This window comes from Kitasatospora sp. NPDC002522 (assembly GCF_053595195.1).
In genome coordinates this window covers 1-13,161 of record NZ_JBSFXE010000014.1, presented here as the reverse complement: position 1 = coordinate 13,161, position 13,161 = coordinate 1, and the positions used below count along the sequence as shown (strand labels likewise).

General features: G+C 72.6%; 9 protein-coding genes and 1 tRNA gene. 6 read left to right on the top strand and 4 right to left on the bottom strand.

The window, feature by feature from the left end:
• Positions 1–1,032 (top strand): NAD-dependent epimerase/dehydratase family protein, encoded by a 1,032-nt coding sequence (locus tag ACWD4U_RS14425; protein ID WP_363449082.1) that lies wholly within the window; start codon positions 1–3, stop codon positions 1,030–1,032.
• A 137-nt stretch (positions 1,033–1,169) separates the two neighbouring features.
• The gene (locus ACWD4U_RS14420) at positions 1,170–2,711 is read left to right on the top strand and encodes an acyl-CoA carboxylase subunit beta (protein WP_363449342.1); all 1,542 of its coding nucleotides are present in this window, start codon (positions 1,170–1,172) and stop codon (positions 2,709–2,711) included.
• Between the two features lie 19 nt (positions 2,712–2,730).
• Here the strand turns inward: ACWD4U_RS14420 and ACWD4U_RS14415 are convergent, their stop codons facing one another.
• Positions 2,731–3,393 (bottom strand): TetR/AcrR family transcriptional regulator, encoded by a 663-nt coding sequence (locus tag ACWD4U_RS14415; RefSeq protein ID WP_363449084.1) that lies wholly within the window; start codon positions 3,391–3,393, stop codon positions 2,731–2,733.
• Positions 3,394–3,598: 205 nt separating this feature from the next.
• Here ACWD4U_RS14415 and ACWD4U_RS14410 point away from each other — a divergent pair, with 205 nt between their 5' ends.
• Entirely contained in the window at positions 3,599–5,299 is a 1,701-nt protein-coding gene (locus ACWD4U_RS14410) for a putative Ig domain-containing protein (RefSeq protein ID WP_363449086.1), read from the top strand.
• An 85-nt stretch (positions 5,300–5,384) separates the two neighbouring features.
• Here the strand turns inward: ACWD4U_RS14410 and ACWD4U_RS14405 are convergent, their stop codons facing one another.
• The 3 genes from ACWD4U_RS14405 to ACWD4U_RS14395 form a co-directional block, all read right to left on the bottom strand.
• A complete protein-coding gene (locus tag ACWD4U_RS14405; RefSeq protein ID WP_363449088.1) occupies positions 5,385–5,876 on the bottom strand; it encodes a hypothetical protein in 492 nt (163 codons plus the stop codon).
• Between the two features lie 5 nt (positions 5,877–5,881).
• Positions 5,882–9,832, bottom strand: a complete 3,951-nt coding sequence (locus tag ACWD4U_RS14400; RefSeq protein ID WP_363449090.1) for a DUF6531 domain-containing protein — start codon at positions 9,830–9,832, stop codon at positions 5,882–5,884.
• A 116-nt stretch (positions 9,833–9,948) separates the two neighbouring features.
• Positions 9,949–10,036, bottom strand: a tRNA-Leu gene (locus ACWD4U_RS14395).
• Positions 10,037–10,283: 247 nt separating this feature from the next.
• On the opposite strand from ACWD4U_RS14395, the gene ACWD4U_RS14390 reads away from it, so the two are divergent.
• The 3 genes from ACWD4U_RS14390 (at position 10,284) to ACWD4U_RS14380 (ending at position 13,081) form a co-directional block, all read left to right on the top strand.
• On the top strand, positions 10,284–11,606 hold the full coding sequence (locus ACWD4U_RS14390) for a M20/M25/M40 family metallo-hydrolase (RefSeq protein WP_363449092.1): 1,323 nt from the start codon (positions 10,284–10,286) through the stop codon (positions 11,604–11,606).
• Positions 11,607–11,782: 176 nt separating this feature from the next.
• Positions 11,783–12,025 carry a chaplin gene (locus tag ACWD4U_RS14385; RefSeq protein WP_363449094.1) on the top strand — a complete coding sequence of 81 codons (243 nt, stop codon included), beginning with the start codon at positions 11,783–11,785 and terminating at the stop codon, positions 12,023–12,025.
• A 267-nt stretch (positions 12,026–12,292) separates the two neighbouring features.
• Entirely contained in the window at positions 12,293–13,081 is a 789-nt protein-coding gene (locus tag ACWD4U_RS14380; protein WP_363449096.1) for a chaplin, read from the top strand.
• The last annotated feature ends 80 nt before the right edge of the window (positions 13,082–13,161 follow it).

Below are 13,161 nucleotides of genomic sequence, written 5' to 3'. Positions count from 1 at the left end.
ATGTTGGTGAGCGTCACCGGAGGCACCGGATTCCTCGGCATCCACTCGATCGCGGCGATCGTCCGCGCCGGGCACCGCGTGCGGCTGCTCGCCCGCGACCCGGCCGCCGCCGAACGGGCCCTGGCCCGTGCGGAGATCGCCCCCGGCGCGGTCGACGTGGCCGCCGGTGACGCCACGGACACCCCGTCCGTCGAACGCGCGGTCCGCGGCGCCGACGCCGTGCTGCACGCCGCGTCCGTCTACTCGTTCGACAGCCGCCGTCACCAGGAGATGCGGCGCACCAACGAACACGGCACCGAGACCGTCCTGGCCGCCGCCCGGCGGTCCGGAGCCGGCCGGATCATCCACGTCTCCAGCATCGTCGCGCTGCTGCCCGCCGGCGGGCGGACGATCGGGGAGCACTCCCCGGTCGGCCGCCCCCGGGAGACCTACATGGCCACCAAGGCCGCCGCCGAACACATCGCCCGCAGCCACCAGTCGGCCGGCGCACCCGTCGTCATCAGCTACCCGCCCGCCCTGCTCGGCCCCGCCGACCCGCGACTGGGCGACCAGACCCGGCGGCTGCGCAACACCCTGCGCGGCCTGATGCCGTTCTGGCCCACCGGTGGGTTCCCGGTCGGCGACGTCCGCGACACCGCGCAACTGCACGCCCGGCTGCTCACCGCCGAGCCGACCGGCACCGACCGGCACTTCGGCCCCGGCCGGCACCTGACCACCCGTCAGTACCTGGACGCCCTGCGCGAGGTCACCGGACGCCCGCTGCCCGCGCTCCACCTGCCCGCGCGCGCCATGCTGCCGATCGGTGCGGCCGCCGACCTGCTGCAACGCGCCTGGCCCTGGCAGATCCCCGCCGAGTACGGCGCCGTCTACACCTGCGCCACCGCCGTGCCGGTCGAGCCGGGGGCGAGCACCGGCGGGCTGCAGCCGCGGCCCGCCGCCGAGACCATGGCCGACACCGTGCGCTGGCTCCACGGCCAGGGCTTGCTGACCGACCGACAGGCCGGCGCGATCGCAGGGGAGAAGAACCGATGAGCACCGCTGAACAGCAGGTCGGCCCCATCGTCCTGCCCAAGCCCCGCAGCCGAACCGCCCCCGCCACCCCCGCAGTCCCGGCCCCCGGCGACGGCCGCAAGCTGCGCACCGTCCCGCCGCCGCGCCCGGTCCGGCCGATGGGCACCGCCCGCGAGGAACTCGACGAACTGCGCTCCCGGATCCTCGCGGGCGAGCCCGAGGCGGTGAAGCGCCAGCACACCAACGGCAAGCGCACCGCCCGCGAACGCCTCGAACTCCTGCTGGACGAAGGCTCGTTCACCGAGCTGGAGATGTACCGCCGGCACCAGGCGGACGGCCCCAAGCTGTCCAAGAACCGGCCGCACACCGACGGCGTGGTGGTGGGCTCCGGCACCGTCGACGGGCGCCGGGTCTTCGTCTACGCCCAGGACTTCACCGTCTTCGGCGGCTCGCTCGGCCAGGCCCACGCCGCGAAGATCCACAAGGTGATGGACCTCGCCATCGCCACCGGCGCGCCGCTGATCGGCCTCAACGACTCCGGCGGCGCCCGGATCCAGGAGGGCGTCACCGCCCTCGACGGCTACGGCGGCATCTTCCGCCGGATGGTCGAGGCCTCCGGCGTCATCCCGCAGATCAGCGTGGTGCTCGGCCCGTGCGCCGGCGGCGCCGCCTACTCCCCGGCGCTCGCCGACTTCACCTTCATGGTCCGCGAGACCGCCCAGATGTACCTCACGGGCCCGGACGTGGTCGCCGCCGTCACCGGCGAGCAGGTCACCCACAACGAACTCGGCGGCGCCGACGTGCACGGCGGCCGCACCGGCCTCGCCTCCTTCGTCTACGACGACGAGGAGTCCTGCCTCGAGGACGTGCGCTTCCTGCTGTCCATGCTGCCGTCCAACAACCTCGAGGCGCCGCCGACCCACCAGCCCACCGGGGCCGGCCACGACGAGCGGCCCGGCCTCGCCGAGATCGTCCCGGTCGAGGCGAACCGGCCCTACGACATGCGCGACGTGGTCGCCGAGATCGTCGACGACGGCGAGTACCTGGAGGTCCACCAGGACTGGGCGGGCAACGTGCTGTGCGCCTTCGCCCGGATCGACGGCCAGACCGTCGGGCTGGTCGGCAACCAGCCGCTGGTGCTGGCCGGCGTCCTGGACATCGCCGCCTCCGAGAAGGCCGCCCGCTTCGTCCGCTTCTGCGACGCCTTCGGCATCCCGCTGATCACCCTGGTCGACGTCCCCGGCTTCCTGCCCGGCACCGAACAGGAGTACGGCGGCATCATCCGGCGCGGGGCCAAACTGCTCTACGCCTACTGCGAGGCCACCGTGCCGCGGATCCAGGTGATCCTGCGCAAGGCCTACGGCGGCGCCTACATCGTGATGGACTCCCGCTCCATCGGCACCGACGTCTCGCTCGCCTGGCCCACCAACGAGATCGCCGTGATGGGCGCCGACGGCGCGGTCAACGTGCTGTTCCGCCGCGAACTCGCCGACGCCCCCGACCCCGAACTGCTGCGCGCCGAACTGATGGCCGACTACGCCGACAGCCTGATGCACCCCTTCCACACCGCCGAGCGCGGCCTGGTCGACGACGTCATCGACCCCGCCCACACCCGCGCCGCGATCGCCCGCTCGCTCGCCATGCTCCAGGGCAAGCGCCGACCGATGCCGCAGCGCAAGCACGGCAACATCCCGCTCTAGTCCGCCTGGTGATCGCCCGTCACCCCGCGGCGACCACCTCCGGATCCAGCCGGCGGGCCGAGGCCGCCACCGACCTGGTGGCGGCCTCCGGGTTGTCGCCGGCGGCGACCATCAGGCCGATCAGCTGCGCGTCCAGACAGCGGTCCGCGTCGTACGGGCCGATCAGGTAGCCGCCGAGTTCCAGCGTCACCAACCCGTGTACCGCCGACCACATCTGGTGGGCCATCAGGTCCGCGTCGCCGGACTGGAACCGGCCGGACTCGATGCACCGGCCCGCGCACTCCACCACCCCGGCCAGCGTGTACCGGCCGTACTGGCGGTCCTCGCCGTCCAGCGAGAAGCCGGCCAGCGAGGAGCCGCCGAACATCACCGCGTACAGGTGCGGGTTGGCCAGCGCGTTGCACCGGTACGCCCGGCCCAGCAGCGCCAGGTCCGCCACCGGGTCGTCGCTGCGCGACACCCGGGTGAAGTACTGCTGCAGTCTTGCGAATCCCTCGTGCACCATCGCCCGGACCAGCCCGCCCATGCCGTTGAAGTGGGTGTACAGCGCCATCGTCGAACTGCCGACCTCGGTGGCGATCCGCCGGGCCGAGAGGGCCTGCGGGCCCTCCTCGGAGAGCAGCCGGGCGGCGACGTCCACCAGTGCGGGACGGGTGTTGGGATCGGATCGACGGGGGCTCATGCCCCCAGTGTTGCAAAACACCGTTATATCCGGGCCGTTCCGGGAGCAGTTTGCCCCGGTTCCAGCACGTAGCGAGAACTTTCGGCCCGCGCCGACTCGACGTGTTCCGTTCAAGCTCCGATTACCCCACCATGGGACGGTGTCCCGCGCACCTACGCGCGTAGCGCACCGTCTCTTTCCCCCCACGGCACGAGGAGATTGACAGATGATCAGAGCTCGGAAGACGACCCGACCGGCCGCTCTCGCCGCAGCCGCCCTGGTGGCCCTCGCGGCGGCCGCCACCGTCCCCCTGCACAGCACCGCGGCCGCCGCCGCGACCACCGCCCCGAAGCGGGTGCTGTTCGACAACAGCAAGGCCGAGACCGCCGGGAACGCGGACTGGATCATCTCCACCAGCCAGCCCGACCCGCTCGCCCAGAACGCCAACCCCACCACCGAGACGTCCTGGACCGGCGCGCTCTCCGCCTGGGGCGTGGCCCTGCAGAAGACCGGCCAGTACAGCCTGAAGACCCTCCCGGCCGGCTCCACCATCACCTACGGCACCGGCGGCGCGCTCGACCTCGCCAACTTCGACGAGTTCGTGCTGCCCGAGCCCAACGTCCGGCTCAGCGACGCCGAGAAGACCGCCGTGATGACGTTCGTGCAGAACGGCGGCGGGCTCTTCCTGATCTCCGACCACACCCAGAGCGACCGCAACAACGACGGCTGGGACTCGCCCGCCATCATCAACGACCTGCTGACCACCAACAGCGTCGACAGCACCGACCCGTTCGGCTTCTCGGTCGACCTGCTGAACATCACCACCGACAACCCGCGGGCGATCAGCTCCGCCGGCGACCCGGTGCTGGGCGGCCCGTTCGGCACCGTCACCGGCTCGATCATCCGCAACGGCACCACCTTCACCCTCAAGCCGGCCGACAACTCCGCCGTCAAGGGCCTGCTCTACCGGACCGGTTACAGCGGCAACACCGGCGCCGCGTTCGCCACCTCCACCTTCGGCAGCGGCCGGGTGGCGATCTGGGGCGACTCCTCGCCGATAGACGACGGCACCGGCCAGTCCGGCAACACCCTCTTCAACGGCTGGGACGACCCGGCCGGCACCGACGCCGCCCTCGCGCTGAACGCCACCGCCTGGCTCGCCCAGGGCAGCGGCAGCAGCACCGGCACCGTCACCCTGGCCAACCCCGGCACCCGCACCGCGACCGCCGGCACCGCCACCAGCCTCCAGCTCTCCGCCACCGACACCGCCGGCGGCACCCTGAGCTACTCGGCCACCGGCCTGCCCGCCGGACTGACCGTCAACTCCGCCACCGGCCTGATCAGCGGCACCCCCACCACCGCGGGCAGCTACACCGTCACCGCCAAGGCCACCGACTCCACCGGCCCCACCGCCACCGCCACCTTCACCTGGACGGTCAACCCGGCCGGCGGCGGCAGCTGCACCGCCGCCCAGCTGATCGCCAACCCCGGCTTCGAGACGGGCTCCACCTCGTCCTGGACCGAGACCAACAGCGGGGGCGCCAGCACCATCAACTCCAGCTCCAGCGAACCCGCGCACAGCGGCAGCTACGACGCCTGGCTGGACGGCTACGGCACCACCAACACCGACACCCTCGCGCAGACCGTCACCCTGCCGACCGGCTGCACCAGCTACAACCTGAGCTTCTGGCTGCACATCGACAGCGCCGCCTCCACCACCACCGTCTTCGACAAGCTCACCGTCACCGCCAACGGCACCACCCTCGCCACCTACTCCAACACCAACGCCGCCGCCGGCTACCAGCAGCGCACCTTCAACCTCGCCGCCTACGCGGGCCAGAGCGTCACGATCAAGTTCACCGGCACCGAGGACAACACCAAGCAGACCTCGTTCGTCCTCGACGACGTCAACGTCAACGTCTCCTGACGCCGACCGCGGGGCCACACGCCGAGCGCCCCGCCCGACACCCCCTCAGCGGGGTGCGGGCGGGGCGCTCGGCCGCTCGCGGGGCCTACTCCGCGAGCAGGTAGTCGTAGTAGCCGGTCGGGCCGACCAGCACCGCCTGGAAGTACAGCGGCTCGCCGTCGGTGTCCAGCGGCACCTCGTGGCCGGCCTCCCGGGTGAAGCCGAGCGGCAGCCCGGGGACGGTCGCCCCGTAGTCGTCGCGCAGCACCGTCTCGCCCATCTCCGCCAGCCGGTCCAGCAGTTGCAGGGCGGGCGTGCCGAAGACGTCCAGCCCGCGGAACCGGACGGTGACCTGCTCCGGCCCCGGCCGCGGGATCCAGACCTCGGCCGCCCGCAGCGTCTTCCCGTCCTCCAGGTGCAAGACGATCTCGAACTGCGGGTGCACCGCGAGCACCTTCATGTACCGGAACCGGTCCGCGGCGCCCTCGTCCTGGACCTGGACGGAACCCAGCGCGCGCGCCGCCTCCTTGACCGCCTCCGCGGGCATGCCGAGCGGGAAGCCGGTGATGCCGTGCGGCGGATCGAGGGTGATCTCCATGGCCGTCATTGTAGGAGGCAGGTCCTGACATTCCAGTTGTTGTCCTTGAGGAACTTCTGGAACTCGGCGTTGTGCGGCAGCGAGTCGACCATCTCCCTGATCGCGCTGTCGTACTTGGTGCCGTGCACGCGCCGGATCTCGTCGATGTCCTTCTTCATCGCCTCGTCCCACTTGCCCTGCAGGATCAGGCTGCGCTGCGCCGCCCGCCAGGCGTCCGGGCCCGCACCGCGACCGGTGCTGATGAACTTGCGGTGGTCGTCGTACTCCATCCGCACCGACGGGCCGTATCCCGGATTGAGCTCGGCCGTCGTGCCGAGGTTCTTGTAGGAGCCCTGGGCCGGTATGTGGTTGATCTCGTACTTCTGCGCGGCGTTCGGCCCGGTCTTCCAGTTGGCCGGCTGCAGCTTGTAGTACCAGCCGCCCATGCCCGAGGGCGCGCCCTTCAGGCCCAGCGGGTCGATCCACGCCAGCGGGTTGGGCACGTAGCCGTGCGGGTTCGGCCCGGCGCCCAGCCCCAGCGGGTCGCTGCTCAGGTAGCGGCCGGTGGACGGGTCGTAGTAGCGGAAATAGTTGTACTCGAGGCCGGACTCCTCGTCGTGGTACTGCCCGGGCAGCCCCAGCGGACATGACGGCGCGTCACCGCCCGAGCCGCCCGCCGCCCGTCGCCCCCACAGGTCCGTCGACGAGGACCAGACGATCCGGCCGTCCTCGGTCACCAACTCGCTGGGCGCGCCGACCAGGTCGGTGACGATCGCTAAGAACCGCTCGTCGACCTCGGCCTGCCCGAGGCCCGGCCCGGACCCCGCTCCGCCCGGGCCCGGGCGCGAGGTGCGCTCGGTCTGCGTCGCCACCTCCCAGGCGCCCGGCTGGCGCTCCCAGGTGCGGCTGCGCACCGAGCCGTCGGGCAGCGCGGCGGCCTCCTCGATCAGCCAGGTCCCGTCCCAGGTGAACACCACCTGCTCGGCGGCGGCGCCACCGCCCGGATCGACGCGCTGCTTGGCGCTGCGCCGGCCGATCGGGTCGTAGCGGTACGTCCACGCCCCGCGGTCCGGGGTGTCGACCCGGACCAGCTGGTCGTCGCCGTTCCAGGTGTACTGCCAGGTGCGGCGCTGACCGGACAGGGTGCGCACCAGCACCCGGGAGAGCCGTCCCAGCTCGTCGTACTCGTACGAGGTCCGGCCGGCCGTCCGCAGCAGCGAGCCGGTGTAGCGGCGCTCGCCCAGCGTCGCGCCGTCCGGGCGGCGGCTGTCCGCGGCGCTGGTGATGTTGCCGATCGGGTCGTAGGCGTAGCTCTCGGTCCAGGTCTCGGCGGAGACCCGGGTGACCCGGCCGGCCGGGGTGAGCTCGAAGTCCCGCCGCCCGCGCAGCAGATCGGTGACGTACGCGGGCATGCCGTCGGCCCGGTAGCCGTAGCCGCGCTGCTGGAGGCTGCGGTAGCTGCCCGCCGTCCCCTCCGGCGAGCCCGCGGGCGGCGCGTCCAGCGCCCAGATCGCCTGCGCGCTCAGCCGGTTGCAGTCGTCCCAGGTCTGGCTGAGGGCCGCGCCGCGCCCGAGCCGCCGGGAGGTCTCCCGCCCGTTGGCGTCGTGGCCGAAGGAGAGCGTGCCGAGCGCACCCGCCAGCGTGCTCGGACGGCTGTTGGCGTCGTACGACCAGGTGGACACCGCGCCCGACGGGGTGGTGCGGCGGGTGCGGCGGCCGAGCGCGTCGTACGCGTAGCTGGTGGCGCGCCCGTCGGCCTCCTCGGACAGCACCCGGCCGACGGCGTCCCGACGGTACGTCAGCACGCCGCCCGGGCCGGTGATCCGGCCCAGCTCGCCGTGCTCGTCGTAGTCCAGGGTGGTCCGCGACCCGTCGCCGGAGACCCGCTCCACCAGGTTGCCGAGCAGGTCGTAGGCGAAGGCGGTGCGCCGGCCGGTGTGGTCGACGGTCTCCAGCAGCTGGTCGGCGGCGTCGTGACGGTACGTCAGGTCGCGGCCGTTGAAGTCGCTCTCCCCGACCAGGTGGCCCGCCGCGTCGTAGCGGTAGCGCCACGCCGCCGCGCCGCTGGTCACCGAGGTCAGCCGCAGCTCGGTGTCGTAGCCGAACTGCTGCTCCTCGCCGTCGGGCAGGGTCCGGGAGCGCAGCCGGCCGAACGCCCCGAGGGTGAACCGGGTGACCGCGCCGATCTGGTCCCGGTGCTCGGTGACGTTGCCCTCCGGGTCGTAGTCGTACTGCTCGCGCGAGCCGTCGGGGAACACCCGCTCGGTGATCCCGCCCTCCAGCCGGTGGGTGAAGCGGGTGGTGAGGCCCAGCGGGTCGGTGACCGCGACCATCCGGCCGAAGGCGTCGTGCTCGGCCCGTGCGGTGTTGCCGAGCGGGTCCGTCACCGAGGTGAGCAGTCCGGCCGGGTCGTGCGTGAAGGTGCGGGTGTGGCCGAGCGGGTCGGTCAGCGACAGCAGCCGGCCCGCCTCGTCGTAGCGCCGGACCGAGCGCGCCCCGGCCGCGTCGGTGTGGGTCAGCAGGTTGCCGCGCTCGTCGTACTCGAAGGCGCCCAGCACCCGGCCGGCCCGGCTGACCGACACCGGCAGCCGCAGCGCGTCGTAGGCGAGCTGGACGGTGCTGCCGTCGGGGGCGGTGATCACCGTCGGGCTGCCGTGCTCGTCGAGCCGGTAGCGGGTGGTGCGGCCCAACTCGTCGACGTACGCGGTGACCCGGCCCTGCTCGTCGTACTCGGTCCGGGTGGAGTGCCCGAGCGGGTCGACCACCCGGACCACCCGGTGCTGCTCGTCGAAGTGGAACTCGGTGCGCTGCCCCAGGCTGTCGGTGGTCGTGGTCACCCGGCCGCCGTCGTCGTACGCGAACTCGGCGGACAGGTTGCCGTCCACGCCGACACCGCTCACCACCCGGCCCGCCTCGTCGTACCGGTACTCGTAGCTCTCGCCGTTGCGGTCGATCCACGCGGTGATCCGGTCGGCGTCGTCGTACTCGTAGACGTACGGCAGGCCGGAGGAGTTGACGATGCCGGTCAGCCGGCCGGCCGGGTCGTACTGGTAGCCGACCACGGTGGTGCCGTGCCCGTGCGCGGTGCCGTCCAGCAGCCGCAGGGCCTCGGCGCGCGGGCCGGCCGCGGTGGCGACGGTGTCGACGGCGACCCGGTAGCCGCCGCTGTGCCTCACCTCGACGGGCGCCCCGTGCTCGTCGCGCAGGAAACTGACGCGGTGTCCGTTGCGGTCGCTCAGCGCGGTCAGCGGCCGCACCTCACCGATCCGGTAGGCGCCGGGGCCGGCCGCCGCGAAGTGCCGCACCAACCCCCGGTCCGGGTCCTCGATCCGGAGCGCGCCGTCGGTGTCGTCCCAGGTCAGCGGCCAGCGGGCGCCGCCGTTCGGCAGCACGGTCTGGCCCGGGCGGGCGGGCAGCGGGTAGTGCAGGATCTGCGCGTCGTCGCCGGCGAAGTGCACGCCGTCCGCGTCGATCTCGACCCGCTGGTCCAGCGTCGAGGACCAGCCCGGCCCGAACAGCCGCCCGCCGACGTACCCGGAGGCGTACGCGCGGCGCAGCACCACCGGGAGCAGACCCGGCAGCACCAGGTCCGTCTCCGACGTGATCATCTGACCGGACACCACGTCCACCGGGTCGCCCGCCGTGTGGCAGCCGATGTTCCCGCCGACGCCCTGTCCGCGCTTGCCGCCCCGGCCGAGCGGCTGCTCGCCCCGGCCGCGCCGACCGCCGCCCGTGCGCGGGTGCGGCAACCCCTTGCCGCCCTCGCCCTTGAAGATCTTCTCGAGGTCCCTGGCGTGCTTCTCCTCGATGTCCCGCACGTTCTTGGCGACCTTCTTCAGGTTGTCGCCCGCGTGCCGGTAGAAGTTCTTCAACGCCTTCCCGGCGTCCTCCACCAGCGTCTTGCCCAGCTTCTGCGCGCTGTCCTCCAGCGCCTTGACGATCTGGTTGCCCATGCCGCTGCCCACCCCCGTCTGCATGCGCCAACGCACACTAGTCCGAGCGGAGCCGGGGGAAAAGGGTGCGCGGAGCGCCGGCGAACGGGCGGCGGGAACGCGAAGAGCCGGCCGAGAGATCTCGACCGGCTCTTCACCGCTGGTGTCCGAGGGGGGACTTGAACCCCCACGCCCGATAAAGGGCACTAGCACCTCAAGCTAGCGCGTCTGCCATTCCGCCACCCGGACGGGGTGTCGTCGGTGCGGGACCGTGCCCGCGCTGACATGGATAACAGTAGCAAAGATCGCCTGGCAGACCCAAAACCGGGGGTGCCGGGGCGGGTGCGGCTTGGAAGGCGGGGCGGCGGGCCGGGAATGCCCTTGGGGGTGGGCGAGGGGTGGGGGAGGATGGCGGGATGGTGCCCGTGGTACCCGGAGGACCGGGCGGCGCGAGGGCGAGTGGAGCGCCGGGCGGGCTGGAGACGAGGTGGGAGCGATGAGCGTGGGCAGCGAGCGGACGGTGACGGCCGAGTCGGAGGTCGCCGAGATCTGCCGGGACCTGATCCGGATCGACACCAGCAACTACGGGGACGGCTCCGGACCGGGGGAGCGGAAGGCGGCCGAGTACGTCGCCGAGCAGCTCGCCGAGTTCGGCGTCGAGGCGAAGATCTACGAGTCGACCAAGGGCCGGGCCTCCACCGTGGTGCGGATCGAGGGGGAGGACCGCTCGCGGCCCGGACTGCTGATCCACGGCCACACCGACGTGGTGCCGGCCAACGCGGCGGACTGGACGGTCGACCCGTTCTCCGGCGAGATCATGGACGGCTGCGTGTGGGGCCGCGGCGCCGTCGACATGAAGGACATGGACGCGATGACCCTCGCGGTGGTCCGCGACCGGCTGCGCACCGGCCGCAAGCCCCCGCGCGACCTGGTGCTGGCGTTCGTCGCGGACGAGGAGGCCGGCGGCACCTTCGGCGCCCGCTACCTGGTCGACAAGCACCCCGAGCTGTTCGAGGGCGTCACCGAGGCGATCGGCGAGGTCGGCGGCTTCTCCTTCACCGTCAACGACCAGGTCCGGCTGTACCTGGTGGAGACGGCGGAGAAGGGCATGCACTGGATGCGCCTGACCGTCGAGGGCCGGGCCGGGCACGGCTCGATGGAGAACGACGACAACGCCATCACCGAGCTGTGCGAGGCGGTCGCCCGGCTCGGCCGGCACCAGTTCCCGCTGCGCATCACCAAGACCGTGCGGGCCTTCCTGGACGAGCTCTCCGACGCGCTCGGCGTGCCGCTCGACCCGGAGAACATGGACGAGACGCTGCGGGTGCTCGGCGGCATCGCCAAGATGATCGGCACCACCCTGCGCAACACCGCCCAGCCGACCATGCTCGGCGCGGGCTACAAGGTCAACGTCATCCCCGGCCAGGCCACCGCGCACGTGGACGGCCGCTTCCTGCCCGGCTACGAGGAGGAGTTCCTGGCCGAGCTGGACAGCGTGCTCGGCCCCCGGGTGAAGCGCGAGAGCCTGCACTACGACAAGGCGCTGGAGACCAGCTTCGACGGCGCGCTGGTCGAGGCGATGCAGACCGCGCTGCGCGCCGAGGACCCGATCGCCCGCGCCGTGCCGTACTGCCTCTCCGGCGGCACCGACGCCAAGTCCTTCCAGGACCTGGGCATCCGCTGCTTCGGCTTCGCGCCGCTGCAGCTGCCGCCGGAGCTGGACTTCGCCGGGATGTTCCACGGCGTGGACGAGCGGGTGCCGGTGGACGGGCTGAAGTTCGGCGTGCGGGTGCTGGACCGGTTCCTGGATCTGTGCTGATAGCCAGATAGCCAATTCCGACTAGTCAGGCGAGCGGGATAGCTGGCGATCAGACGTTCGGTTGATCACTGTGATGGGTGAATAGTCGATCTCCCCCGCATCCCGCTCGCCGGGCCTTCGTTCTTCCGTGTGCAGCCCGGGGGAACGGGCTGGAAACGACCAGGAGGAACAGTCAGATGAAGGCCAAGAAGATCGCTGCCGTTGCCGCCGCCACCGGTGGCCTGCTGCTCGCGGGTGCCGGTGTCGCCTCGGCGCACGGGGGCGCGCACGCCGACGGCTCCGCGGTCGGCTCCCCGGGCGTGCTGTCGGGCAACCTGATCCAGGTGCCGGTGCACATCCCGGTGAACGTCTGCGGCAACACCATCAGCGTCATCGGCCTGCTGAACCCGGCGTTCGGCAACGCCTGCCAGAACGTCTGAGTCGGAGTCACCCGCTGACCCGACGTCAGCTCTCGCCCCTCGCGCGGTCCCTGTGCCGCGCGGGGGGCGTCCGCGTTCCCGGGAGGGGGGCGCTCGCGTTCCGGGGCTGGGAGATGGGCGGCCGCGGTCCTATTCCCGGAAGGTGCTCACTCGATCGGATGAACAGACTGCATTCGGCTCAACCTTCATCACTGTGCGTCGTTGAACCGTCATGTCGCTCCCGATGCGGGCGGCAATTCCGACTATCTGAGAAACCAAGGGGAGTCAATGCGACAGGTCGCCAAGAAGGGCCTGCTCACGGCCATGGCCACCGGCAGCGTGCTGGCCTCGACCGCGGGCTACGCCCACGCCGCAGGTGCCCACGGAGCCACCGCCAACTCGCCCGGCGTCGGCTCCGGGAACGCCGTGCAGGCCCCCGTGGACCTCCCCGTCAACGCTTGCGGGAACACCATCAACGTGATCGGCCTGCTGAACCCGGCCTACGGCAACGACTGCTCGAACCAGTCCGCCGGCGGCGGCAGCCACGCCGGCTCGGGCTCCTCGGCGAGCGGCAGCACGACCGGCTCCCCGGGCGTCGGCTCCGGCAACAACGTGCAGGTCCCGATCGCCGCTCCGGTGAACGCCTGCGGCAACTCGGTCGACGTGGTCGGCCTCGGCAACCCGGCGTTCGGCAACGACTGCGGCAACGTCAGCACCCCGAAGCACCCGACCACCCCGCCGCCGCACCACACCACCCCGCCGCCCGGGGACGACTGCCCGCCGAACCACCCCGGCAACCACACCCCGCCGCCGAGCACCTCCGGCGGGGGCGGCGACCGCACCGGCGGCCCCAGCGGCGACCAGCCGGGCACCCCGGCCACGCCCGGCACGCCGAGCACCACGCCGGTCTCCGCGGTCACCACCACCCAGCCCCGGGCCGCGGCGCCCACCGGCGAGCAGGCCCAGCTGGCCTCCACCGGCGCCTCCGGCCTGGAGGTGCTGGCCTCGACCGGCGCCCTGCTGCTGATCGGCGGCGGCGTGCTGTACCGCCGCGCGCGGGTGCTGGCCGGCCGCTGAGCAGCCGGCGCCCGGGTGCCCCCCCCCCCCCCCTCCGGGCCCCCCCGCCCCCCCCCCCCCCGCCCGCGCCCCCCACCCAG

Bases quoted from the DNA above. Each gene is read 5' to 3' on its own strand.
- ACWD4U_RS14385 (WP_363449094.1), top strand. From the start codon at position 11,783: ATGAAGGCCAAGAAGATCGCTGCCGTTGCCGCCGCCACCGGTGGCCTG.
- ACWD4U_RS14415 (WP_363449084.1), bottom strand. From the start codon at position 3,393: ATGAGCCCCCGTCGATCCGATCCCAACACCCGTCCCGCACTGGTGGAC.
- ACWD4U_RS14390 (WP_363449092.1), top strand. From the start codon at position 10,284: ATGAGCGTGGGCAGCGAGCGGACGGTGACGGCCGAGTCGGAGGTCGCC.
- ACWD4U_RS14405 (WP_363449088.1), bottom strand. From the start codon at position 5,876: ATGGAGATCACCCTCGATCCGCCGCACGGCATCACCGGCTTCCCGCTC.
- ACWD4U_RS14400 (WP_363449090.1), bottom strand. From the start codon at position 9,832: ATGCAGACGGGGGTGGGCAGCGGCATGGGCAACCAGATCGTCAAGGCG.
- ACWD4U_RS14420 (WP_363449342.1), top strand. From the start codon at position 1,170: ATGGGCACCGCCCGCGAGGAACTCGACGAACTGCGCTCCCGGATCCTC.
- ACWD4U_RS14410 (WP_363449086.1), top strand. From the start codon at position 3,599: ATGATCAGAGCTCGGAAGACGACCCGACCGGCCGCTCTCGCCGCAGCC.
- ACWD4U_RS14380 (WP_363449096.1), top strand. From the start codon at position 12,293: ATGCGACAGGTCGCCAAGAAGGGCCTGCTCACGGCCATGGCCACCGGC.
- ACWD4U_RS14425 (WP_363449082.1), top strand. From the start codon at position 1: ATGTTGGTGAGCGTCACCGGAGGCACCGGATTCCTCGGCATCCACTCG.